The 22,917-nt window shown below is 43.7% G+C and carries 20 protein-coding genes; 16 read left to right on the top strand and 4 right to left on the bottom strand.

The annotated features are described in order from the left end of the window. Positions 1-11 precede the first annotated feature (11 nt). From lepB to acpS, 6 genes are all read left to right on the top strand, one after another. Entirely contained in the window at positions 12-983 is a 972-nt protein-coding gene (gene lepB, locus H8A87_RS01885) for a signal peptidase I (protein WP_198688320.1), read from the top strand. A 212-nt stretch (positions 984-1,195) separates the two neighbouring features. Continuing rightward, a complete protein-coding gene (gene rnc / locus H8A87_RS01880) occupies positions 1,196-1,876 on the top strand; it encodes a ribonuclease III (protein ID WP_198688319.1) in 681 nt (226 codons plus the stop codon). Beyond that, positions 1,873-2,778: a GTPase Era gene (gene era / locus H8A87_RS01875; RefSeq protein WP_198688318.1), complete on the top strand. Its 906-nt coding sequence runs from the start codon at positions 1,873-1,875 to the stop codon at positions 2,776-2,778. The genes rnc and era overlap by 4 nt, the downstream gene beginning before the upstream one ends. A 9-nt stretch (positions 2,779-2,787) precedes the next feature. Beyond that, complete coding sequence (gene recO / locus H8A87_RS01870; RefSeq protein ID WP_198688317.1) at positions 2,788-3,525, top strand: DNA repair protein RecO; 738 nt, start codon at positions 2,788-2,790, stop codon at positions 3,523-3,525. A 68-nt stretch (positions 3,526-3,593) separates the two neighbouring features. Further along, positions 3,594-4,325 (top strand): pyridoxine 5'-phosphate synthase, encoded by a 732-nt coding sequence (pdxJ, locus tag H8A87_RS01865; protein ID WP_198688316.1) that lies wholly within the window; start codon positions 3,594-3,596, stop codon positions 4,323-4,325. Then, complete coding sequence (gene acpS, locus H8A87_RS01860; RefSeq protein WP_198688315.1) at positions 4,325-4,705, top strand: holo-ACP synthase; 381 nt, start codon at positions 4,325-4,327, stop codon at positions 4,703-4,705. Before pdxJ ends, acpS begins: the two co-directional genes overlap by 1 nt. 2 nt (positions 4,706-4,707) lie before the next feature. On the opposite strand, the gene H8A87_RS01855 is transcribed toward acpS, so the two are convergent. Then, positions 4,708-4,968 (bottom strand): YfhL family 4Fe-4S dicluster ferredoxin, encoded by a 261-nt coding sequence (locus H8A87_RS01855; protein ID WP_099132125.1) that lies wholly within the window; start codon positions 4,966-4,968, stop codon positions 4,708-4,710. Positions 4,969-5,573: 605 nt separating this feature from the next. On the opposite strand from H8A87_RS01855, the gene H8A87_RS01850 reads away from it, so the two are divergent. Next, positions 5,574-6,221 carry a hypothetical protein gene (locus H8A87_RS01850; RefSeq protein WP_198688314.1) on the top strand — a complete coding sequence of 216 codons (648 nt, stop codon included), beginning with the start codon at positions 5,574-5,576 and terminating at the stop codon, positions 6,219-6,221. A gap of 86 nt (positions 6,222-6,307) precedes the next feature. Beyond that, entirely contained in the window at positions 6,308-7,210 is a 903-nt protein-coding gene (locus tag H8A87_RS01845; protein ID WP_198688313.1) for a DNA-3-methyladenine glycosylase family protein, read from the top strand. Positions 7,211-7,220: 10 nt separating this feature from the next. Here the strand turns inward: H8A87_RS01845 and fos are convergent, their stop codons facing one another. Further along, positions 7,221-7,619 (bottom strand): fosfomycin resistance glutathione transferase, encoded by a 399-nt coding sequence (fos, locus tag H8A87_RS01840; protein WP_198688312.1) that lies wholly within the window; start codon positions 7,617-7,619, stop codon positions 7,221-7,223. A 180-nt stretch (positions 7,620-7,799) separates the two neighbouring features. On the opposite strand from fos, the gene H8A87_RS01835 reads away from it, so the two are divergent. Together H8A87_RS01835 and tadA are read left to right on the top strand one after the other, a co-directional pair. Further along, positions 7,800-8,453 (top strand): HD domain-containing protein, encoded by a 654-nt coding sequence (locus H8A87_RS01835; protein ID WP_198688311.1) that lies wholly within the window; start codon positions 7,800-7,802, stop codon positions 8,451-8,453. Positions 8,454-8,521: 68 nt separating this feature from the next. Then, on the top strand, positions 8,522-9,064 hold the full coding sequence (gene tadA, locus H8A87_RS01830) for a tRNA adenosine(34) deaminase TadA (RefSeq protein WP_198688310.1): 543 nt from the start codon (positions 8,522-8,524) through the stop codon (positions 9,062-9,064). On the opposite strand, the gene mltF is transcribed toward tadA, so the two are convergent. Next, complete coding sequence (gene mltF / locus H8A87_RS01825) at positions 9,055-10,635, bottom strand: membrane-bound lytic murein transglycosylase MltF (protein WP_198688309.1); 1,581 nt, start codon at positions 10,633-10,635, stop codon at positions 9,055-9,057. The two genes, tadA and mltF, sit on opposite strands and share 10 nt — an antisense overlap. A gap of 265 nt (positions 10,636-10,900) precedes the next feature. Here mltF and purL point away from each other — a divergent pair, with 265 nt between their 5' ends. From purL to glnB, 6 genes are all read left to right on the top strand, one after another. Continuing rightward, a complete protein-coding gene (gene purL, locus H8A87_RS01820) occupies positions 10,901-14,788 on the top strand; it encodes a phosphoribosylformylglycinamidine synthase (RefSeq protein ID WP_198688334.1) in 3,888 nt (1,295 codons plus the stop codon). 800 nt (positions 14,789-15,588) lie between these two features. After that, positions 15,589-17,028 carry a sensor histidine kinase gene (locus tag H8A87_RS01815; RefSeq protein ID WP_198688308.1) on the top strand — a complete coding sequence of 480 codons (1,440 nt, stop codon included), beginning with the start codon at positions 15,589-15,591 and terminating at the stop codon, positions 17,026-17,028. Between the two features lie 32 nt (positions 17,029-17,060). After that, a complete protein-coding gene (gene qseG, locus H8A87_RS01810; RefSeq protein WP_198688307.1) occupies positions 17,061-17,915 on the top strand; it encodes a two-component system QseEF-associated lipoprotein QseG in 855 nt (284 codons plus the stop codon). Positions 17,916-17,917: 2 nt separating this feature from the next. Continuing rightward, positions 17,918-19,255: a two-component system response regulator GlrR gene (glrR, locus tag H8A87_RS01805; protein ID WP_198688306.1), complete on the top strand. Its 1,338-nt coding sequence runs from the start codon at positions 17,918-17,920 to the stop codon at positions 19,253-19,255. 236 nt (positions 19,256-19,491) lie between these two features. Next, a complete protein-coding gene (locus tag H8A87_RS01800; RefSeq protein ID WP_198688305.1) occupies positions 19,492-21,114 on the top strand; it encodes an NAD+ synthase in 1,623 nt (540 codons plus the stop codon). Between the two features lie 15 nt (positions 21,115-21,129). Next, complete coding sequence (glnB, locus tag H8A87_RS01795; protein ID WP_045958055.1) at positions 21,130-21,468, top strand: nitrogen regulatory protein P-II; 339 nt, start codon at positions 21,130-21,132, stop codon at positions 21,466-21,468. Positions 21,469-21,589: 121 nt separating this feature from the next. On the opposite strand, the gene hmpA is transcribed toward glnB, so the two are convergent. Beyond that, positions 21,590-22,885: an NO-inducible flavohemoprotein gene (gene hmpA, locus H8A87_RS01790; protein WP_198688304.1), complete on the bottom strand. Its 1,296-nt coding sequence runs from the start codon at positions 22,883-22,885 to the stop codon at positions 21,590-21,592. Positions 22,886-22,917: the final 32 nt, after the last annotated feature.

The following is a 22,917-nucleotide window of genomic DNA, read 5'->3' as shown; positions in this document are numbered from 1 at the left end:
AAGGAGTTTAAATGGCTAACACTTTTGCCTTGATCTTAACGTTAGCAACGTTAATCACCGGTATTTTCTGGTGTATAGAAAGGTTTAAATTCGCTCCCGAACGTAAGAAGAAACTTGCACACATTCAGGAACAGGCGACAGGCGCAGAGGCTCAGGAAGCTTTAGCTAAAGAAATTAATAAACCTTCATGGGTTGATACATTTGCATCTGTCTTTCCAGTGTTAGCCATTGTTTTGGTTCTGCGCTCTTTTATTTATGAACCTTTTCAGATCCCTTCTGGTTCAATGATGCCGACATTGCTGATCGGGGATTTCATTCTGGTTGAAAAATTTGCCTATGGTTTGAAAGATCCGATCACACAGACAACCTTAATTAAAACTGGCGAGCCTAAGCGTGGAGATATCGCAGTTTTCAAATATCCGCTTGATCCACGTATAGATTTTGTCAAACGGGTCATTGGTTTGCCTGGAGACAAGATTGTTTACGATTACATCAAAAAAGAGCTTCAGGTTTTCCCCGGTTGTGGTTGGAATACGGAATGTAAGGGGGATTTACCTGTCACTTATCGAGATATGTTCCCAAGTGAATGGACTATGAGAGGAGATATTACACCAGAAGGGGTTCGTATAAATGGTGTTTATCAAGTGCCTCTTGACGAACCATTAGGGCCATATACTCTCCGCCAAGGGGAACGGATCGAGAATTTAGGTAATGTGTCACACCATATTTTGACTATTCCCCAGTCTCAATCCATACCTCGTTACCCTCAAGAGGGTTTACCTTCTGGTACTTGGGTTGTCCCTAAAGGGCACTATTTTATGATGGGTGATAACCGTGATAATAGTGCAGATAGCCGCGAATGGGGATTTGTGCCGGAGAAAAATCTGGTAGGCCGCGCGACCGCTATCTGGATGAGCTTTGAAAAACAGGAAGGTCAGTGGCCTACGGGGGTGCGTTTGAGCCGGATTGGTGGAACCCACTAATATTTATATATTAGCGCAGCATTAATTTATCTCACAGTGTAGAATATTCTTTCAAACGAGATGACTGGCTCCCTATGATGATGGACATTTTAGGGAGCTAGTGCAAACGCAACAGTTTTGTAAGGCATGCCGTAAGTTATATTGCTAGGTATTGCCTCACAGGTCTGTTGCGTGTGCTTTTATTTGATGAATTCTAACTGAATTGGTAGCACATGAACTCCATAATAACGAACCGGTTACAACATAAACTAGGATATACCTTTATACAGTACGATTTGTTGCTTCAAGCATTGACTCACCGCAGTGCCAGCAGTAAGCATAATGAACGTCTGGAATTTCTTGGCGACTCAATCCTGAGTTTTGTCATTGCCAATGAGCTTTACCATCGTTTTCCCCGTGTTGATGAAGGGGACATGAGCCGTATGCGGGCAACATTAGTACGTGGTAATACGCTGGCGGAACTGGCTAGAGAATTTGAATTAGGTGAATGCCTACGTTTGGGGCCGGGTGAGTTAAAAAGCGGGGGGCATCGTCGCGAATCTATTTTAGCGGATAGTATTGAAGCCTTAATTGGCGCTATTTTTCTTGATAGTGATATTCAGACAATCGAAAAGATTATCTTGAGTTGGTATGAAACTCGCTTGAATGAGATTAGCCCAGGCGACAAGCAAAAAGATCCAAAAACACGTTTACAGGAATATTTGCAAGGGCGTCATTTGCCGTTGCCCACATATCTGGTTGTTCAAGTTCGTGGGGAAGCACACGATCAGGAATTTACAATTCACTGTCAGGTCAGTGGATTTGAACAGCCTGTCAGAGGAGTAGGTTCCAGTCGCCGCAAGGCAGAACAGGCGGCTGCGGAACAAGCATTAAAACAACTGGAGCTTGAATGAGCGAAGAAAAAAACTATTGCGGATTTGTTGCAATAGTCGGTCGGCCTAACGTCGGTAAATCAACTTTATTGAATCAGTTATTGGGCCAAAAAGTATCCATCACTTCCCGTAAACCCCAAACGACGCGGCATCGCATCATGGGCATTCATACGGAAGGGGTTTACCAAATTATCTACGTTGATACACCGGGTCTTCATATTGAAGAAAAGCGAGCGATCAACCGTTTGATGAACCGGGCGGCAAGTAGCTCTATCGGTGATGTAGAACTGGTTATTTTTGTTGTGGAAGGCACACACTGGACACCCGATGATGAAATGGTGGTGAATAAGTTGCGTCAATTACGTTGCCCTGTCTTGCTTGCTATCAATAAAGTGGACAATGTGACAGATAAAACCATTCTCCTGCCACATATCGGTTTTCTTAGTCAACAGATGAATTTCCTTGATGTTGTGCCGATCAGCGCAGAAAAACGCATGAATGTTGATACTATTGCCAAAATTGTGCGTGCTCATATGCCACAGGCGGATCATCATTTCCCAGAAGATTACATCACTGATCGCTCACAGCGTTTCATGGCGTCAGAAATCATCCGTGAAAAACTGATGCGTTTTCTGGGTGATGAACTACCGTATTCTGTGACCGTAGAAATTGAGCAATTTGCTGCCAATGAACGTGGAGGTTATACGATCCACGGTTTGATTCTGGTAGAGCGTGATGGCCAGAAGAAAATGGTGATTGGTAATAAAGGCAGCAAAATCAAGACGATTGGTACAGAAGCCCGTCAGGATATGGAAAAGCTGTTTGATGTTAAAGTCCACTTGGAACTGTGGGTAAAAGTGAAAGCGGGTTGGGCTGATGATGAACGAGCGCTGCGTAGCCTCGGTTACATCGACGACTTATAAGGTTGATTTGTGGACGGCTGGCAGAGAGCCTTTGTGCTTCATGGGCGCCCTTACAGTGAAACTAGTTTGCTGCTGGATTTCTTCACTGAAAATGAAGGGCGAGTACGTGTCTTAGCAAAAGGAGCACGCAGCCGTCGCTCTCATCTAAAAGGTTGCTTGCAGCCTTTCACCCCGCTGCTCATTCGCTGGAGTGGGCGGGGTGAAATCAAGACATTAAAAGATGCTGATCCGATCTCATTGGCTCTTCCCTTAACAGGTAGCGTGCTTTACAGCGGTTTGTACGTGAACGAACTCTTATCCAGAGTCCTTGAGCAAGGAACGGCATATCCCGCGCTTTTTTTCGATTATCTCCAATGCTTACAAGTGCTTGCGGCTAGTGAACACACACCGGAATATGCTTTGCGTCGTTTTGAATTAGCGTTACTAACTAATATGGGATACGGCGTAGATTATCTTCACTGTGCAGGCAGTGGTGAGCCTGTAGCGGATAAAATGACTTATCGTTACCGTGAAGAGAAAGGGTTTATTGCCAGTCTGGTTGTTGATCACTACAGCTTTTCTGGTTATGAACTAAAAGCGTTGGCAGTTGGCGAATTTCCTGATTATGTGACCTTGAAAGCGGCTAAACGTTTCACTCGCCTTGCATTGAAGCCTTATCTGGGGGGAAAGCCGTTGAAAAGCCGTGAACTCTTTCGCCAATTCGTACGTAAAAAAATTGATAATCCCAACAAGAAAAATGAAAACTAAAGTAGGCCACTTTTTCATGATGAAGAGTGTAGACTTTACTGAATCTTATGTTATTGCAGGAGCTAAAAATGGCTGAGGTATTGTTAGGTATCAACATTGATCATATTGCAACTTTACGTAATGCCCGTGGGACACAATATCCCGACCCCGTTCAGGCTGCATTTGTTGCTGAACAGGCGGGGGCTGAGGGTATAACGATTCACCTGCGTGAAGATCGCCGCCATATTACTGACCGAGATGTTCAATTATTAAAAAGAACGATTCAAACTCGCATGAACTTCGAAATGGCGGTAACGGATGAGATGGTTGGTATTGCCTGTCACCTCAAACCTGCTTTTTGTTGTTTAGTTCCTGAAAAGCGTCAGGAAGTAACAACAGAAGGGGGATTGGATGTGCTGGGACAAAAAGAACACATCGCTGAGGCTGTTTATATTTTATCGGGAGCGGGGATTTTGGTTTCTCTGTTTATCGACGCGGATCACAAACAAATTGATGCTGCAGTTGAAGTCGGAGCACCATTTATTGAGATTCACACAGGCGCGTATGCAGATGCCGAGGATGATATGCAGCAGGAGAAAGAGTTCCAGCGTATCAAAGAAGCAGCAACTTACGCGGCTGGCAAAGGTCTTAAAGTCAATGCAGGCCATGGTTTGGCCTATCACAATGTGCAACGTATTGCCGCGTTACCTGAAATTTATGAATTGAATATTGGGCATGCCATCATTGGTCGTGCTGTATTCAGTGGCTTGGCTACTGCTGTAGCAGATATGAAAACCTTGTTGCGGGAAGCGCGCCGTTAATGGCCATTATTGGGCTAGGCACAGATATTGTTGAGATATCCCGTATTGAGGAAATTGTCAGGCGTTCTGGCGAGCGCCTGGCAAGGCGTATACTGAGCGATGGCGAATGGCAGCAATATCAACAGCATAACCAGCCTATTCGCTTCCTTGCAAAGCGGTTCGCAGTCAAGGAAGCGGCTGCTAAAGCGCTTGGAACAGGTATCCGCAATGGACTGGCCTTTAATCAATTTGAAGTGATTAATGATCCTCTGGGAAAACCCACATTAAAACTTCATGGAGAAGCCGAAATATTGGCTAATAAACTGAATGTAAAATCCATGCATGTCACACTGGCAGATGAGCGGCGTTACGCTTGTGCGACAGTGATATTGGAAAGCTAAATTCAGATCTTATCAGCATGATGCAGGAGCACAAACTTATCCCACAATTGCTCTTCGGTTTCCTGATGGTTAGGGTCAAGAATAATAGTATTAGTGATTGGGCAGACAGACTGGCAAGTCGGTTTTTCGTAATGCCCGATACACTCGGTGCAGCGTTCAGGCTCAATTTCGTAGATCTCTGCACCCATGGTGATGGCCTGATTAGGGCATTCGGGTTCACACATATCACAATTGATGCAGCGTTTGGTAATTAATAGTGCCATTTCAGTCTCTTACAAAAATTATCACTTAAACTCAATGAGTTAACCAGCTTTCGTATTCATTACGTTTATCCGGTTCTTGTATTTTTATACAGTGTGTTTTACATTTAAAAACGATGTTCCGTAACACAAAACCGCAACACATACCTGTTTTTTTATGCCTAAAAGGTAGTAGTGTGTGAGCCAATATCCGCTCACATATGAAGGCCAGTGTTATGGCAGAAAAGACCATATTAAAACATTTAGGTAAACCACGTCGATCTTAAACCAATTAAATATGTTTTACTGAAAATAACTATTTGAATTTATTAAAAAATAATAGGTAAAGTTAATTGTGTATTTTTTGTTGTTAAAATATTTCAAATCTATAACTACTAAATATCAATCTCACTTGTGGTTCAGGAGTCACGGCATGTATTGCTTTATTAGCCGCCTCCCAATGTGGATATGAGAATGTTTGTCTTTGTGATGGCTCTTGGGCTGAGTGGGGTTATTGATGTTTTTCCAATAGAGCCAATGGAGAGTTTTTACTCATAATTTCGAAGGCGATCCAGTGTATTTATCATGGTATATACTTAAGTATGTTTTAAATTATTTAGAGTAGAAACATGATTGAATACATCGTAAAACATGGCAATGATATCGTGAAAGTTTTAGGTTCTATTGGGACTTTTATTGGTATTATTCTATCTGTATTAAAGAAACTTTATGCAGATGTGAGTGTTTTTAGAGAACGGAGGGCTATAAAGTACATTAACTATTTAAACCAGTACGATAGTTACTTGGATGAAAGTAATAAGGATTATATTAAATGCGAAATTGCATCTGAGATAATGTTTGATATTACAAAAATTAAATCTGATCGATTTAGACAGATATTTATCAAACTAAAACAGGGTGGGCTGAGTTCTGAATATATAGACAGCCTTAAAAAATTGAAATCATATACGGTTTTAAGTTCCAGAATAGTTCAAGTGAACGTTCGGCCTTTTTACTACATGGCTTATTGGTTTGAAAAGATTTTCTCAGTGTACTTTTTTACATTGGCATTTGTTGTGTTGATTGTTTTTTTATTGAAAATTAACCTATTAGGAAATATGGAGGAGAGTTTCTTGGATTTATTTTTTGTCATTTTAAGTATGACTTTGCTTATGGGGATTGGTATCTATCTATTGGTGTTAAGTCCATCTAAATATCAAATTCAAGAACTGAATAATGAATTAACTAAATATAAAATTGATGATACTGGTTTGTAGTCTGGCTGGGTTTATTTTCTGTTGTGCTGCAACTCGAAACTTATTGTATAGTCATCTTAATCATGGGGATTTCTGAGGTTTTCGTAATGAAAGCAGGTTTATTTATGGAAATAATATTGCCGAGTAATTATCACAATAGAGATTTTTTAGCCTTTCATCAAAGAGATGAGATGGGTGTTGCTGAAATCGTGCAACAGAATCAAATTAAAAAAGGGATTATCTGGCACGAAAATCCAGCTATTTTGACAATAGCGATTGAAAATAATCGGGCGCAGATACAGCTTGATATTGATGGCGATGAGGCTTTTTATTCACATGAAGCGTTATCAACGCTAGCCTCACATATGCTGGGGTTAAAGCAACCTGTCGAAATGTTTGAGTCAATATATCAAGATCATCCCGTTATTGGAGAGTTAATTACCAGACAAACGGGCTTGCGTATTTACCAGTCAGCGACACCTTTTGAAGCACTAAGTTGGGCGGTCATCGGTCAACAAATCAGCTTAAGTGCAGCAATTTCCATTCGGAGGCGCTTTATTCAGGCCATCGGTATTCAGCATTCTTCAGGGTTACTATGCCATCCGACTCATAAACAGGTAATTCAGTGCTCAGAACATGAACTACGCCAGTGTGGTTTTTCCATTGCTAAGGCCAAGGCGTTGCTCAATGTTAGTCAACTCATTGATTCTGGATCGTTGGAATTGAATATTCCAGAGGGAGAAAGTGAAGTTAAACAGCTGACGGATAATTTGCTTGCTATCAAAGGAATCGGTATGTGGACAATTAATTATACTTTGCTGCGCGGATTCAATTATCTAAATGGTTCACTGCATGGTGATGTTGCCGTGAGGCGCAATCTCCAATATTTGCTCAGGCAGGAAGATAAAGTCAGTGCTGAACAGGCAGAAAAATGGTTGGCAGGCTTTGCCCCCTGGAAGGCATTAGTAGGCGCGCATTTATGGCGTCAGCAGTCCAGTAGTGGATATTGATAACGAGGAATCAATACCATTCCAATCCTTTGTAAGGTGTTTTCCGCAAAGTATCCAGACGACTAGCCAGCGAACCAACGTGGATCTCAAGTTGATGCCCATCAGGATCAAGCAGATAAATGGATTCTCCTTCGCTGCGATTTTCTTTCCACTGCCGTATACCTGCACTCAACAGTTTTTCCTTGAAAGCAGGAAAATCGTTAGCCGTAATATTAAAGGCTATGTGGGTATAATCCTGCGCAGGTTTGGCTTTATCGCAAGAAAGGCAAAGCCACAGTTCGCCAAGGCTCAGATAAGCACCATTTTGCCAACGTACATGTGGCGTAAACCCAATCTGATTAATGTAGAAATTTAGACTGCGTTCAAGGTTTGATGTTGCTAATGTCAGGTGGTTAAGTCCCGTTAGCATGGGTAGTTATCCTTTTGGGGATCGGAGTGGATTACTGTTTGGGGCTTGAATCTCGAACATGCTAAAAAAGAGCCGGTTAATAAGCAACGTTTGTTTATGAAAGAGGCTTTCTGGACATCAATGAAATGTTTTGTCCCTTTTTACTAAAATGTTATTTCCATTCATTGAGAGGTTTTGGCTATGTTATCTTTTTCGCCGTTTGAAGATTTAGCTCACCAACTTTTACCTATAGCAATAGAAGGTGATGATGGTGCCCATGATGTTGCCCATCTCTATCGAGTATGGAGAAACGCCAAGCAAATTTGTGAAGCGGAATCTGGCAACTTGCGGTTAGTGTTCGTCGCTGTGTTATTGCATGATTGTGTGAGTGTTGAAAAAAATTCCCCAAAGCGACACCTTGCCTCGCGTATGGCGGCAGAAAAAGCAGCATTGATATTGAAAAATCTGGGATGGTGTGAGGAGGAAATTACTGATATCTGCCATGCCATTGAAACACATAGCTTCTCAGCCGAATTAACGCCCAGAACATTGGAAGCCAAAATTGTACAAGATGCGGATCGGCTGGATTCCATTGGCATGATTGGTATCGGGCGCTGTTTTTATACTGCGGGTCGTATGGGGTCTTCACTGTATGATTTCCATGATCCTCTGGCAAAACAGCGTGAATATAATGATAAGGCCTATACCGTCGATCATTTTTATACCAAGCTATTTAAAATAGAGGCCGGCTTTCAGACAGAATCGGGTAGGGAAATGGCCCGTGAAAGAACAGAACGCATGGCACTGTTTCTTGATGCTTTTCTTGATGAAATTCAGGTTGAGTCAGCAAATTGAGATGAATGAACAATATTGATGATGACCCGTTATAATGAGCGGGATTTTCATAAGTAAGAGAACATGTAGTGACAGAAATAGATACAGTGACCGAAACTCATATCGCAACCCATACCGCAACCCATAGTGATGAGTATTGGATGCGTCGGGCAATGGAATTGGCAATGCAAGCACAGGCAAAAGACGAGATCCCTGTTGGTGCTGTATTGGTAGCAAATAATAGAATTATTGCCGAAGGATTTAATCATCCGATTATCGACCATGATCCTACCGCCCATGCAGAAATCATGGCATTGCGACGTGGCGGCATCCAATTGCAGAATTATCGTCTGCTGAATACGACACTGTATGTCACTTTGGAACCCTGTGTAATGTGTGCAGGAGCGATGGTACACAGTCGGATACAACGGCTAGTTTATGGTGCCAGCGATATGAAAACGGGTGCGGCAGGGTCATTGATTGATATATTACGTCATCCAGGCATGAATCATCAAATTGAAATCACTGGCGGTGTATTGGCGGAAGAGTGCTCCACTATGTTGAGTTCTTTTTTTAAACAACGTAGGGAGCAGCATAAGGCATTGAAGAAGTTGAAAGCCAGTTACGATTGAAGTACTTTTTCAGATTGCGCCGGTGTTTTTTCTTCCGGCGTTTTTTCATGAGATTCGGTCTCAGTGCTTTCCGCTTTATGACTTTCAGCGTCATTGCTGTCAGTTTTAGCACCTTCTATTTTACCACTTTCGGTTTGAGGGTCGCTGATTGTCGTTGTATCTATTGGGACTTCATTCCCCTCTGTTTTATCGCGGTTAGCTTTTGCCCGCAGATATCCTTCCAAGCTCAAGTAGTAACGCCGAATATTTTCAACATAGCGGTAAGCCTCGTAGCCACGGGCGTAACCATATGTTGTACTGGTATAGTATTTTTTCTTACTTAGCAGGGGCAGGCGTGTTTTAACATCCAGCCAACTATCAGGATTGCCTTTTTGCGCAGTGGTTAATTTCCGGGCATCAAGAACATGACCATATCCCATGTTATAAGCGGCGAGGGCGAACCAGATACGTTCATCTTCAGGAATGGTTTTTGGTAAACGCTCCATCAAATAGTGCAGGTAAGCCATTCCCCCTTTTACACTTTCTTCTGGATCCAGCCTATCATGGATCCCAGCCCATTCTGCCGTCGGATGAGTGAGCATCATCAGGCCACGAACTCCAGTGGGAGATGTTGCCTGCGGATCCCAATGTGACTCTTGCCATGCAATAGATGCCACTAAGTGCGAATCAAGCGAACCCGCATATTTTTCAAAAATCGGCTGATATGTCGGCAAGATCTTATTGATGGCACGAATAAATGAAATGGTATCGAAATAGTCGAATGAACCGACATGACTGAAATATTTTTCTTGCAGCCGCGACATGATGCCGTTTTCAGCCAACATACTGAAGAAATCGAGCATGGCGGAGTAGAGACTATGATCGTCATTGCGCTTTAAATACCAAGTCAGGGGACTCTCTTCACTGACATCAAAGGCTACTGCCAGATTGGGATGAATACGCTGTTGCAGAGCTAAACTGATTGAGTCACTGATGGTATAGTCGATTTTTCCTTCCGATAATTGTTCGAGTAATTGCTGTGTGTTTTCGCGTGACGTTTCTTCCCAAATTAAATCAGGATAAGACTTCTCTTTCCATTTTTTCAGTTCGCTGACGTGAGCTGAACCTGCCGTGACGATAAGCTCACCTTTTAAATCATCAAACGAGCGTGGGCGTGTCGTTCCCTTACGATAAACCAGCTGTTGTAGGACTAAAGAGTAGGCAGGGCCAGTACGTGTTTGATCCAACCTGTCTTTATTGTAGATAAGGCCCGCCGCTAAGAAATCGGCTTTATCGCTCTCTAAATCGTCAAAAAGCTGGTTAATGTTGGTACGAAACCTAATGACAAGTTTGACACCCAAATAATCAGCAAACCGTTTGGCTAGTTCATAGTCGAATCCTGTTGGCTCATTTTTGTTATTAAGAGAGATCAGAGGAGAACTGATGGTACTCACCCGAAGTTCTCCCCGTGCCAGAATTTTGTTTATCTGCTCCTGCTGTTTATTGGGCCAATTGATGTTGAGGCCAATGATGGCAGCGGAGAGGAGCGCGATAATAACGATAACAAAATAATTTATTTTTATATTAATCAAATAATTATATCTCGCTAATGCGGTTAGGCCCCGAGTGAAATGTAAGATAATAGCATGGTTAAATTTCCAGTAATCGAGAATTTTGCGCAACAAAATACGGATATGCAACCCGATTAAACCAATTTTAGGACTTCATTGAGTGGATTGTTGGGGTGATAAATAACCACGCAAACGGTTTCGTCAGAGAAAACATTCCTCTATAATGTCTGGAGTTTCCCTGAGGCATCAGTCAGGATTTGCTTCTAAGATGAGAGAACCTATTATTATGGAAATTCTGCGTGGCTCGCCCGCTTTATCAACGTTTCGTGTTACCAAGCTCCTTTCCCAGTGCCAAGATCAATATCTTCCTGTTACAGAGATTTATGCAGAATATGTGCATTTTGCAGAAGTTAATGCCCCAATCATGGGAGATGAGAGAGAAAAATTAAATCGACTATTAAAATATGGTCCCTCTTTGGCCGAACATGAGCCTAAAGGTCAACTATTATTAGTCACACCTCGTCCGGGCACGATCTCTCCTTGGTCATCGAAAGCGACAGAAATTGTTCACAATTGTGGCCTGAACCAGATTGTCCGTTTAGAAAGAGGAATTGCCTATTATATTCAGAGCGCTGGAATGAATGATGGGCAGTGGCAAACGTTGTCGGCGTTACTGCATGATCGCATGATGGAAAGTCTGTTTACGCAGTTTGAACAGGTTGAAGCTCTGTTTTCTCACCAGCAGCCTGCACCATTGAAACAAATTGATATCTTGCAATCGGGGCGGACGGCGCTGGAATCGGCAAATATTGAATTGGGATTAGCTCTGGCCGTAGATGAAATTGATTATCTCGTGAGAGCTTTCCGGATGTTAGGACGTAATCCGACGGATGTTGAACTCTATATGTTTGCGCAGGCGAATTCTGAACATTGCCGTCACAAAATTTTCAATGCAGATTGGGTTATTGATGGTGAGGCTCAACCCAAATCTCTATTCAAAATGATCAAGAATACATTTGAACAGACGCCGGATCACGTGCTCTCTGCTTATAAAGATAACGCTGCCGTGATGGAAGGTTCTCATGTTGGTCGCTTTTTCCCTGATCCTGCAACCGGCGTCTATGATTACCACCAAGAACTCGCCCATATCTTGATGAAAGTCGAAACCCATAACCATCCTACGGCAATCTCTCCTTGGCCCGGTGCTGCAACTGGTTCAGGCGGAGAAATTCGTGATGAAGGTGCGACAGGTCGGGGGGCTAAACCTAAAGCCGGATTGGTGGGTTTTTCTGTATCAAACTTGAAAATTCCTGGATTTGAACAGCCGTGGGAAGAAGATTTCGGCAAGCCTGAGCGGATTGTCAGTGCATTGGACATTATGCTGGAAGGCCCATTAGGGGGCGCGGCATTCAACAATGAATTTGGCCGTCCGGCGTTGTTGGGATATTTCAGAACCTATGAAGAAAAAGTCTATTCCCATAACGGTACCGAGCTGCGTGGTTATCACAAACCCATCATGCTGGCAGGGGGAATCGGGAATATTCGTGAAGAACACGTCCAGAAAAGTGATATTCCAGTCGGCGCAAAATTAATTGTGCTGGGTGGGCCAAGCATGAATATCGGTTTAGGGGGTGGGGCTGCATCTTCAATGACCTCTGGTCAATCTGATGCCGACTTGGATTTTGCCTCTGTGCAGCGTGACAATGCAGAGATGGAACGCCGCTGTCAGGAGGTTATCGATAGTTGCTGGCAACTGGGGGACAAAAACCCCATTTTGTTTATCCATGATGTAGGGGCGGGTGGTTTATCAAATGCGATGCCTGAGCTAGTCAGCGATGGTGGCCGGGGTGGGCGCTTTGAGTTACGCAATATTCTTAATGATGAACCGGGAATGAGTCCGTTGCAGTTATGGTGTAATGAATCTCAAGAGCGTTATGTGATGGCTGTGGCTCCAGAACAGCTGGCGCTGTTTGAGGATATGTGCCGTCGTGAACGTGCTCCCTATGCCGTGATTGGAGAAGCCACGGAAGAGCGGCATTTGTTGTTGAATGACAATCATTTCGATAACCAGCCAATTGATATGCCACTGGATGTATTGCTCGGTAAGACACCAAAAATGTTGAAAAATGTGCAGGTCTTGAAAGCACAGGGACAAAACTTGGAACGCAAGGGCATTGATCTTGCGGAAGCGGTCAAGCGTGTCCTGCATTTACCAGCTGTTGCAGAGAAAACATTCCTGATTACGATAGGCGATCGCTCCATAACTGGCATGGTTGCCCGTGATCAAATGGTGGGCCCGTGGCAAATTCCAGTGGCGGACTGCGCCGTGACTACCGCCAGTTTGGACAGCTATTATGGCGAAGCTATGTCAATAGGAGAACGTGCACCGATCGCATTACTGGATTTTGCAGCTTCGGCACGCATGGCAGTTGGGGAAGCACTAACCAATATCGCTTCTGCTTATGTACAAGATCTGAAACGAGTGAAATTATCGGCTAACTGGATGTCAGCGTCAGGCCATGCAGGTGAAGATGCAGGCTTGTATGCTGCGGTGAAGGCGCTGGGTGAAGAATTGTGTCCGGCGCTGGGATTGACCATTCCGGTAGGCAAGGATTCAATGTCAATGAAAACCCGCTGGAATCAAAACGGGGAAGAACGTGAAATGACTTCACCACTTTCATTGGTTATCAGTGCCTTTGCACGGGCGGAAGATGTACGTCGCACAGTGACGTCAGAATTATCTGTTGCAGATGACAACGCATTACTGCTGATCGATCTGGGACAAGGGCAGAATGCTTTAGGGGGAACCGCGTTGGCTCAAGTTTATCGTCAGCTCGGCGATAAAACCGCAGATATTCGTAGTGTTGAGCAAATTGCGGGTTTCTTCAATGCGATTCAGCAACTGATTTCAGAACAAAAATTGTTGGCTTATCATGACCGTTCTGATGGTGGTCTGTTGGTGACACTGGTTGAAATGGCCTTTGCTGGTCACTGCGGATTGCACGCCGATATCAGTGCATTTGATGAAGATATCTTGGCGGCATTGTTCAGTGAAGAATTGGGTGCAGTGATTCAAATTCGTGAAACTGACAGAGAACAAGTTGAAAATCTGCTGGCAGATTATGGCTTGAGTGGATGTGTGCACTATTTGGGTAAAGCTCAGGCCGGCGATGATTTCGTGATTTCCAGTGATAATATGGAAGTTTACCGTCAAAATCGCAGTACATTGCGCTTATGGTGGGCGGAAACAACGTGGCAGATGCAACGTCTGCGTGACAATCCTGAGTGCGCTGATCAAGAACATCAGGCGAAACAGGATGTGAACGATCCCGGCTTGAATGTGAAATTATCCTTTGATCCTGCCGAGGATATTGCCGCGTGTTACATTTCTAAACAAGTACGTCCGCGTGTTGCTGTATTGCGTGAACAAGGCGTTAACTCTCATGTTGAGATGGCGGCTGCATTCCATCGTGCAGGCTTTGAGGCCGTAGATGTTCATATGAGCGACTTGCTGAATGGACGGATCTCGCTGGATCAATTCCAAACATTAGTGGCTTGTGGTGGCTTCTCGTATGGGGATGTACTTGGTGCGGGTGAAGGTTGGGCGAAATCCATTCTGTTCAATTCACAGGTATGTGATGATTTTTCGAGCTTCTTCGCAAGACCGGATACTTTAGCGCTTGGTGTGTGTAACGGCTGTCAAATGATGTCTAATTTGCATGAGCTGATTCCGGGCACAGAACATTGGCCGCGTTTTGTCCGTAACCGTTCAGAACGTTATGAAGCGCGTTTTAGCTTAGTAGAAGTGGCAGACAGTCCTTCACTGTTCCTGAAAGATATGGCTGGTTCTCGCTTGCCGATCGCTGTTGCCCATGGTGAAGGTCAGGTGGAATTCAGAAACAGTCAGAGCTTGCTGGAGCTTGAAAAGCATCAGCAGGTAGCACTGCGCTTTGTGGATAACTACGGTTTGGCGACAGAAAGCTATCCGGCAAACCCAAATGGTTCCGTGAATGGTATTACTTCGGTTACCAGCCTTGACGGACGAGTCACGGTAATGATGCCTCATCCTGAAAGGGTATTCCGTACTGTCAGCCATTCTTGGCATCCTAAAGAATGGGGAGAAGATAGTCCGTGGATGCGTATTTTCCGCAATGCGCGTAAACAGTTAGGTTAATTTATCTCGTCATTCCATTCTTCCTCTAAAAAGGCTCTGATGAATTTTCAGGGCCTTTATCTTTTTATTTGCTGCCTCGAAAAGATCTAACCTTATTTTGCTACTATTTTGATGTTATTGATGAGTCTCAATGGAAGTGTCTCTATATCGCGACAATGGCCTTTCTCGATGTCTCAAATAAGAGACATTTAATTATTTGATATTATTATAAAAATTTTATCTTGTGGTTAGGTGTCATAAATAGGCGACAATAATACATATTGAGTATTAAGAAATGTTGATAAAAAATTCCAATGAATTTTGGATCTTTATATATTAACAATAAAATCAATTGGTTGAGTGATATTTTTCAAGTTGGCACGTAATGTGCTTAATAATGGGCAGTTGCTCATTCAATTTTTTATGTCGGCCCACAATTAGGTGGAAACATGCCACATAAGCCCAGAATGACGCCGAAGTAAGGTGCCTACCGTCCAACTTAATGATACTCGCCTTCGGGCCTTATCAAACATAGGGCGACACGTGGAGTGAGGCACCGCCTACATGCTCATCAAGTAGTATGAGGGACCCTCACTGGCGGGATAGTAAAAAGTTACTATCCCGCCGTCATTATTACAGGTGATTCCTGTCCATCGTGTTTATGTATGCATCCGCATAGCTTTCATTCGTTCACTATTTTCAACTATTATTTCGAACCGTTTTCAAAAAAGAAGAGAAAAAGTAACTTTGGAATTCATTATCTGGCAGACTTTCTCTTCCATCTTATGTTGGTTAGCATCAATGTAATTGCAGGTTATGAGATGATTTCTTTGAAAAAATGGCGTTTATTTCCACGTTCATTGCGCCAATTGGTTGTGATGGCGTTCTGGCTGGTGTTATTGCCACTATTAGTGCTGGCTTATCAGGCTTATCAAAGCCTTGATCAGCTCAGTACCCAAGCGGCTGAGATTAATCGTTCGACTCTGGCGGATGCCCGTCGTAGTGAAGCGATGATTGGTGTCGCCCTTGAGATGGAACGGAGTTACCGCCAATATTGTGTATTAGGGGATGTGCGGCTGGAAAAGCTCTATCAACGTCAATATCGGCGATACATGAGTATGCTTGGTAATCAGATGGCGATGCTGGCTAATGCGGAATATACGAAAAAGTTTAATGAATTACTGTCAGGTCTTACCAATATTGCCTGTAGTAACGGTATTCCGGAACCAGCCACATCTAAATTACTTGAAGAATTCTCCACTGCTAATAATCTTTTGGTACAGGAAACGCGTAATATCATTTTCAGCCGTGGGGAGCAGTTGCAAAAAGATATTGCAGACAAAGGGCAGTTTTTTGGCTGGCAAAGCCTCATCTTGTTCTTATTAAGTGCGTTCTTGGTCACCCTGTTTACGCGCATGATCATCGGGCCAGTGAAAGGCATTGAAAGGATGATCAATCGGCTGGGACAAGGGCAATCATTGGAAAATCAAATTGAATCCTTTAAAGGGCCACGGGAATTGCGATCGTTGGCACAGCGCATTATTTGGCTGAGTGAACGTTTGTCTTGGCTTGAATCTCAACGCCATGAATTTTTACGCCATATTTCCCACGAACTGAAAACACCTTTGGCAAGTATGCGTGAAGGAACGGAATTACTGGCTGATGAAATTGCAGGGCCGCTGACAGCAGATCAAAAAGAAGTCGTGAGTATTTTGGACAGTAGCAGTAGGCATTTACAGCAGCTTATCGAACAATTGCTCGAATATAACCGCAAATTGGCGGATGGTGCTGCCGAACATCAGATTGTGTTTTTAAGAGAAATTGTGGATGGTGTCGTATTGTCACATCAATTGCCAGCGCGCACGAAAAATATTTATACGGAAATTCAATTGGATATGGATTATTGTTGGGCGGAGCCTAACTTATTGAAGCGGGTGATCGATAATCTCTACTCCAATGCAGTGCACTATGGCGCTGAATCCGGTAACATTTGGATTTCCAGTCGGCAAGTGGGGAAAAATTTTCAGATTGACATTGCCAATACAGGAACGCCTATCCCTGAATTAGAAAAGAGCATGATTTTCGAGCCATTTTATCAAGGAAAACTTCAAAGAAAAGGCGCAGTTAAAGGAAGTGGTCTTGGCTTGAGCATCGCCCAAGATTGTATTAAACAGATGGGGGGAGAGCTTCATCTGATAGAACCCGAATTTGCTGACGTATGTTTTCGAATTGAACTGCCATTAACCGCAGAGAATGACTAAATAATATGTATAACAGGTTTACTTACCTCTTTATGACGAAGACGGAACAGCAAGATATTGTGACTAAACCAATGAAAAAACCTGCTGTTATGCAGCCCATTCTGGCACGGGCTTTAACCCTACGTTTCCGTGCTATGTTGTTATTGTTTATTCCCTATTTGCTGACAGGGTGTGCTCAAACTAGCGGATCAGACAATTTGGCAACGATTGCGCAGTCTATCCTTCCAGAACAACGTGTCACGGATTATCGTTTTAAGGATTGTGATTTAATCTGGGATATAACGAAACCAACGGCAATGGAAAACGGGCTTTATTGGTTGAGATTTATCGATTGTACGGATCGATTGTCCTCGACGGAAGCTCGCGAGACGGAAAAACGTTTCACTCCAACTGATTGGCATCAAATGTTCAAACAGAGCATCCTGATTAACAGAGCGACTTCTTCATTGATTGAACGCCGGAAAATTGTAGAAAATCTTAATCGGTATAGTGCACAATTTCCTGTGGCTTTACGGCCATTACTCCAATTGTGGCGTGAGCAGCAATATCTGAAAATTACTCTCGCTGAAGAAAGGGCTAAATTCCAGCGATTCCAGTTTGACAGTGATAACAAAATTGATCGCTTGAAAGAAACACGTGTCCGTTTAGAATATGAACTCCGTTCAATATCTCGCAAACTAGAAAATCTGACAGATATTGAACGCCAACTTTCCTCCCGCAAGCAAGATCAAAGTAGTGTTGTCACTCCCAGTGAAACAGGGCACGTGAATGACACGAACACTTCATCCAGTAAATTAGAGCCGGAAGATAAATCGGCAACAAACACGGAAACCAAAGCGGAAACCAAAGCAGAAGCTAATCCCTCAAAAGAGAAAGGAGCTGAATAACAATGACAGTGCGCAATCCCGCCCATCTTCTTTTAGTTGATGATGATCCTGGCTTGCTAAAATTATTGGGAATGCGTCTGACCAGCGAAGGGTTTCGTGTCACGACCGCAGAGAGTGGTCATGACGCGTTACGCATACTGATGAAAGAAAAAGTGGATTTAGTGATCAGTGATTTACGCATGGATGAAATGGATGGAATGGCACTGTTTGTGGAGATTCAGAAACAGCATCCCGGTATGCCCGTGATTATCCTAACTGCGCACGGTTCTATTCCTGATGCTGTGGCCGCAACTCAGCAAGGCGTATTTAGTTTCCTGACCAAACCCGTTGACCGTGATGCACTTTATAAGGCTATTGATGATGCTCTGGAATTGTCAACACCAGCCATAGATGGCCAATGGAGCGAGAAGATTGTCACTCGCAGCCCTTTGATGTTGCGCCTATTGGAACAGGCAAAGATGGTGGCTCAATCCGATGTCAGTGTTCTGATTAATGGGCAGAGCGGAACTGGCAAAGAAGTGCTGGCTCAAGCCATCCATCGGGCAAGTCCCCGAGTGAAGAAGCCTTTTATTGCGATAAACTGCGGTGCCTTACCTGAGCAGCTGCTTGAGTCTGAACTATTTGGTCATGCCAAAGGCGCATTTACTGGCGCGGTCAGCAGCCGAGAAGGGCTATTTTTGGCGGCTCAAGGGGGAACATTATTCCTTGATGAAATCGGTGATATGCCGATGGCGCTGCAAGTTAAATTATTGCGAGTTTTGCAGGAGCGAAAAATTCGGCCACTGGGGAGTAATCGTGATATAGACATTGATGTCAGAATTATTTCTGCTACCCATCGCGACTTACCAAAAGCCATGCAGCGTAATGAATTTCGTGAAGATCTCTACTATCGGCTCAACGTTGTTAATCTGAAAATTCCTGCACTGAATGAACGTGCGGAAGATATTCCTCTATTGGCTAATCACCTGTTGCGTGAATCAGCCAAGCGTCATAAGCCTTTCGTTCGCAGTTTTTCCACCAATGCCATGAAATGCCTGATGGCGGCAAGTTGGCCGGGCAATGTTCGTCAATTGGTTAACGTTATCGAGCAATGTGTGGCACTGACGACGGCTCCGGTAATTAGTGATGCTTTAGTTAGTCAGGCGTTGGAAGGCGAAAATACGGCATTGCCGACATTTGTGGAAGCACGTGGGCAGTTTGAACTAAATTACCTGCGTAAATTGCTGCAAATGACTAAAGGTAATGTGACACATGCGGCTCGTATGGCAGGGCGTAACCGGACTGAATTTTATAAATTGTTGGCACGTCACGAGTTGGATGCTAACGATTTTAAAGAATAAATTTTCTGCTATTCCAGAAATTCTGACACTGAATAGAAATTGTATATACCCAATAGATTTCAAGTTGCAGCGCGACGGCAAGGGAGCGAATCTCCCCGGGAGCATAGATAACTATGTGACTGGGGTGAGTGTAGCCAACAAAGCAGCAACTTGAAAGATGACGGGTATAGATGAATTGTCTTGCTGAGGCTAAGTAAGACAGATAAATGAATTATGGCCTAGGAGAGCCGCATTCTATGAGTCGTACTCTTAATATCGGTCTTGCCCAGTTAAATTGGCTGGTGGGAGACATCGAAGGCAACAGCGAGCGTATGTTGCAGACAGTACAGGAACAGCAAGCAAAAGGTGCTGATCTGGTGATGTTTTCTGAGCTGGCGCTGTCGGGCTATTTTCCTGAAGATTTACTATTCCGTCCTGATTTACACCAGCGTTGCCGTGAACAGTTAGTCCGTTTGCAAGAGGCAAGTTCTCAAGTTGGCATTCTGGTAGGGCATCCGTGGCAACAGGGCGGGACGCTCTACAACGCCCTTTCCCTGTTTTGGAAAGGGGAGATTGTTGCTCGTTATTTCAAACAATTACTGCCCAATTATGGCGTCTTTGATGAAGAGCGTTATTTCAAGGCTGGTGATCAAAGCTGCGTTATACCATTCAAGGGTTATAACCTCGGTTTATTGATTTGTGAAGACTTGTGGTTTGATGCACCGATTGACGCGCTTAAACAAGCTGGTGCGGAGATTATCCTGTCGATTAACGCTTCTCCTTATAATCGTGAAAAACCCAATATTCGCAGTACATTAATAAAATCCCATTGTCAGCGTACCCAACTGCCAATTCTCTATCTCAATCAGGTTGGCGGGCAAGATCAGCTCATCTTTGATGGTTGTTCAAAAGTCTTTGATGCAAATGGTCAAATTACCCATCGCATGTCTGCTTTTGAAGAGCAGGTTGAGCAGTGCCGCTTCAATGACATAAACATTGAACTGATGGCGAATCCCATTCCTCAATTGCCACCGCTTGCACAAATCTACAAGGCATTGGTGCTTTCTGTTCGTGACTATGTGCAGAAAAATGGTTTTAAAGGTGCTTTGCTGGGTTTATCCGGTGGGATTGACTCTGGTTTGACATTAGCGATTGCTGTGGATGCTTTGGGTAAAGATCACGTGCAGGCAGTCATGATGCCATTCCGTTATACCTCAGAAATGAGCATCCACGATGCCAGAGAACAGGCAGAATTACTGGGTGTTGAGTTTGACGTGGTATCGATCGAGCCGATGTTTGATGCGTTTATAGCGCAGCTTGAACCGATGTTCGCGGGGACGGAAAAAGATACAACAGAAGAGAATTTGCAGGCCCGTTGCCGCGCGGTTATTTTGATGGCGATGTCAAACAAGCGCCGCCGCTTGGTGTTGACGACCAGTAACAAGAGTGAATCGGCGGTAGGGTATTCGACCCTGTATGGTGATATGGCGGGGGGCTTTAATGCTTTGAAAGATGTACCTAAAACTATGGTATTCGCATTGTCTAAATACCGTAATACAGTATCTCCGGCTATTCCTCAACGTGTGATTGATCGTCCACCCTCTGCCGAATTGGCACCAGATCAACTGGATCAGGATAGCCTGCCTCCGTATGACATGCTGGATGCTATTCTTGAGGGATATGTTGAAAAAGATAAATCAGTGACTGACTTGGTTGCTGAAGGTTTTGACGAAGCCATTGTTCGCAAGGTGATTCGGTTGGTTGATATCAATGAATACAAACGCCGCCAGGCACCTATCGGCCCACGTATTACACAGCGTGATTTTGGTAAAGACAGACGCTACCCGATTACTTCTGGTTTCGGGCGTAATAACTGGTAATAACAGGAAAACTTCATGAAAAAGATTGATGCAATTATCAAACCTTTCAAGCTGGATGATGTGCGTGAAGCTCTAGCTGAAGTGGGTATCACTGGTATGACTGTGACAGAAGTAAAAGGATTTGGTCGCCAGAAAGGGCACACTGAACTGTATCGCGGTGCAGAATATATGGTGGATTTTCTGCCAAAGGTCAAAATAGAAATTGTCGTACCGGATGATATTGTTGATACCTGCGTCGAAACGATCATGCAGATTGCTCAAACTGGCAAAATCGGAGATGGTAAAATTTTTGTCTTTGATGTTGCCCGCGTTGTGCGTATTCGTACGGGTGAGCAGGACGAAGAGGCTATTTAACCAAAGCATTTGAAAGGTGATAACGGAAACATTGGCAGTCAGTCCACACTCGAATGGGAGATGGAATGCGGGAATTTCCGACTTTGTAACCGTTATCACTTAATTGGTACATGTAGCTGTGTTAGATCACTTTATTTGGGCCAAAACATTCATAATGGATTTGCTGTTCATTAATACCCATCGCCAGAAGCTGTTTGGCGATATGTTGCATGAAAGCCACTGGCCCACAGAAATAGAATTGCATTCCTTCTACCGTTATCGAGTCTTCTACAAGAGATAGATCCATCAGTCCGGTATGTTGGTAATGTATGCCTTTTTGATCCATTTTTCTTGGTTCGCGATACCAGACCTGTGAATACAAATTAGGCATGGATTTGGACATTTCATTTACCTTGCCTGCGAAAGCATGGTAACCGCTATGTTCTGCTGCGTGGAACCAATTGATCGCACTCTTATGGTGCTGATTATACAGGTATTGCAGCATACTCATCACCGGAGTCAAACCCACGCCAGCAGAAATCAGTGTAATGGGGGTATCATGCTGGGCATCAAGGAAAAAATCACCACGTGGAGCGGCCAACATTACGATATCTCCTTCCTGTATTTTATCGTGCATGTGGTTTGAAACCTTACCCTGAGATTCACGTTTAATGGCAATCTGATAACTGGTGCCGTTTGGTGCTGCGGTCAGCGAATATTGGCGGATTTCGCGGTTTTCAAATGCTGGATCTTCTAAATAGACCCCCAAATATTGCCCCGGTTTATAATCCATGACCTTACCGCCATCAACGGGCACAAACTCAAAGCTAGTAATGACGTCACTTTGCGGCTGTTTCCGGCTGACATGGAATTGACGTAGCCCACGCCAACCGCCTTCCTGAGATTCACCACCTTGATAAATTTCTTCTTCTCGATTGATAAACACATTGGCCAACACGTTGTAGGCTTTTCCCCAAGCATTGAGAACTTCATCACCTGGATGAAACAGTTCATCAATTGTAGCCAGCAGGTGTGTACCTACAATTTGATAATGTTCAGGTTGAATATTCAGGCTCGTGTGTTTATGGGCGATTTTTTCTACGGCTGGTAATAGAGCAGACAGATTATCGATATTAGAAGCATAAGCGCACAGGGCATTAAAAAGAGCTTCACGTTGATCACCGTTGATCTGATGACTCATATTAAAAATATCTTTTAATTCAGGGTTATGATTGAACATACGTTCGTAAAAGTGCGCAGTTAGCTTGGGGCCTGTAGAAACAATTAATGGAATGGTGGATTTTATGGTTGCGATAACCTGGCTATCTAACATGGGGATCTCCTGAATTTTTCTTAAATGATGCTGAAATCTATAAGTTGTATTATAAATGCAACTTATGTTCTTTGGGAATGCAATAAATTGAAAAAAGAGGATCATCTTGATTTAAGTCAAAAATTCGGAATTTGTAT

It is taken from the genome of Xenorhabdus lircayensis (assembly GCF_016306625.1).
GTDB lineage: Bacteria > Pseudomonadota > Gammaproteobacteria > Enterobacterales > Enterobacteriaceae > Xenorhabdus > Xenorhabdus lircayensis.
Note: the sequence above shows the minus strand (reverse complement) of the source record. Positions and strands in the feature narration are given on the sequence as shown.

What these genes read in the sequence shown, in the direction of transcription:
- era (WP_198688318.1), top strand. Translation starts at nt 1,873, where the DNA reads ATGAGCGAAGAAAAAAACTATTGCGGATTTGTTGCAATAGTCGGTCGG.
- H8A87_RS01845 (WP_198688313.1), top strand. Translation starts at nt 6,308, where the DNA reads ATGAAAGCAGGTTTATTTATGGAAATAATATTGCCGAGTAATTATCAC.
- pdxJ (WP_198688316.1), top strand. Translation starts at nt 3,594, where the DNA reads ATGGCTGAGGTATTGTTAGGTATCAACATTGATCATATTGCAACTTTA.
- H8A87_RS01835 (WP_198688311.1), top strand. Translation starts at nt 7,800, where the DNA reads ATGTTATCTTTTTCGCCGTTTGAAGATTTAGCTCACCAACTTTTACCT.
- glnB (WP_045958055.1), top strand. Translation starts at nt 21,130, where the DNA reads ATGAAAAAGATTGATGCAATTATCAAACCTTTCAAGCTGGATGATGTG.
- H8A87_RS01815 (WP_198688308.1), top strand. Translation starts at nt 15,589, where the DNA reads ATGATTTCTTTGAAAAAATGGCGTTTATTTCCACGTTCATTGCGCCAA.
- H8A87_RS01855 (WP_099132125.1), bottom strand. Translation starts at nt 4,968, where the DNA reads ATGGCACTATTAATTACCAAACGCTGCATCAATTGTGATATGTGTGAA.
- acpS (WP_198688315.1), top strand. Translation starts at nt 4,325, where the DNA reads ATGGCCATTATTGGGCTAGGCACAGATATTGTTGAGATATCCCGTATT.
- rnc (WP_198688319.1), top strand. Translation starts at nt 1,196, where the DNA reads ATGAACTCCATAATAACGAACCGGTTACAACATAAACTAGGATATACC.
- H8A87_RS01850 (WP_198688314.1), top strand. Translation starts at nt 5,574, where the DNA reads ATGATTGAATACATCGTAAAACATGGCAATGATATCGTGAAAGTTTTA.
- fos (WP_198688312.1), bottom strand. Translation starts at nt 7,619, where the DNA reads ATGCTAACGGGACTTAACCACCTGACATTAGCAACATCAAACCTTGAA.
- H8A87_RS01800 (WP_198688305.1), top strand. Translation starts at nt 19,492, where the DNA reads ATGAGTCGTACTCTTAATATCGGTCTTGCCCAGTTAAATTGGCTGGTG.
- hmpA (WP_198688304.1), bottom strand. Translation starts at nt 22,885, where the DNA reads ATGATCCTCTTTTTTCAATTTATTGCATTCCCAAAGAACATAAGTTGC.
- qseG (WP_198688307.1), top strand. Translation starts at nt 17,061, where the DNA reads ATGACGAAGACGGAACAGCAAGATATTGTGACTAAACCAATGAAAAAA.
- purL (WP_198688334.1), top strand. Translation starts at nt 10,901, where the DNA reads ATGGAAATTCTGCGTGGCTCGCCCGCTTTATCAACGTTTCGTGTTACC.
- lepB (WP_198688320.1), top strand. Translation starts at nt 12, where the DNA reads ATGGCTAACACTTTTGCCTTGATCTTAACGTTAGCAACGTTAATCACC.
- glrR (WP_198688306.1), top strand. Translation starts at nt 17,918, where the DNA reads ATGACAGTGCGCAATCCCGCCCATCTTCTTTTAGTTGATGATGATCCT.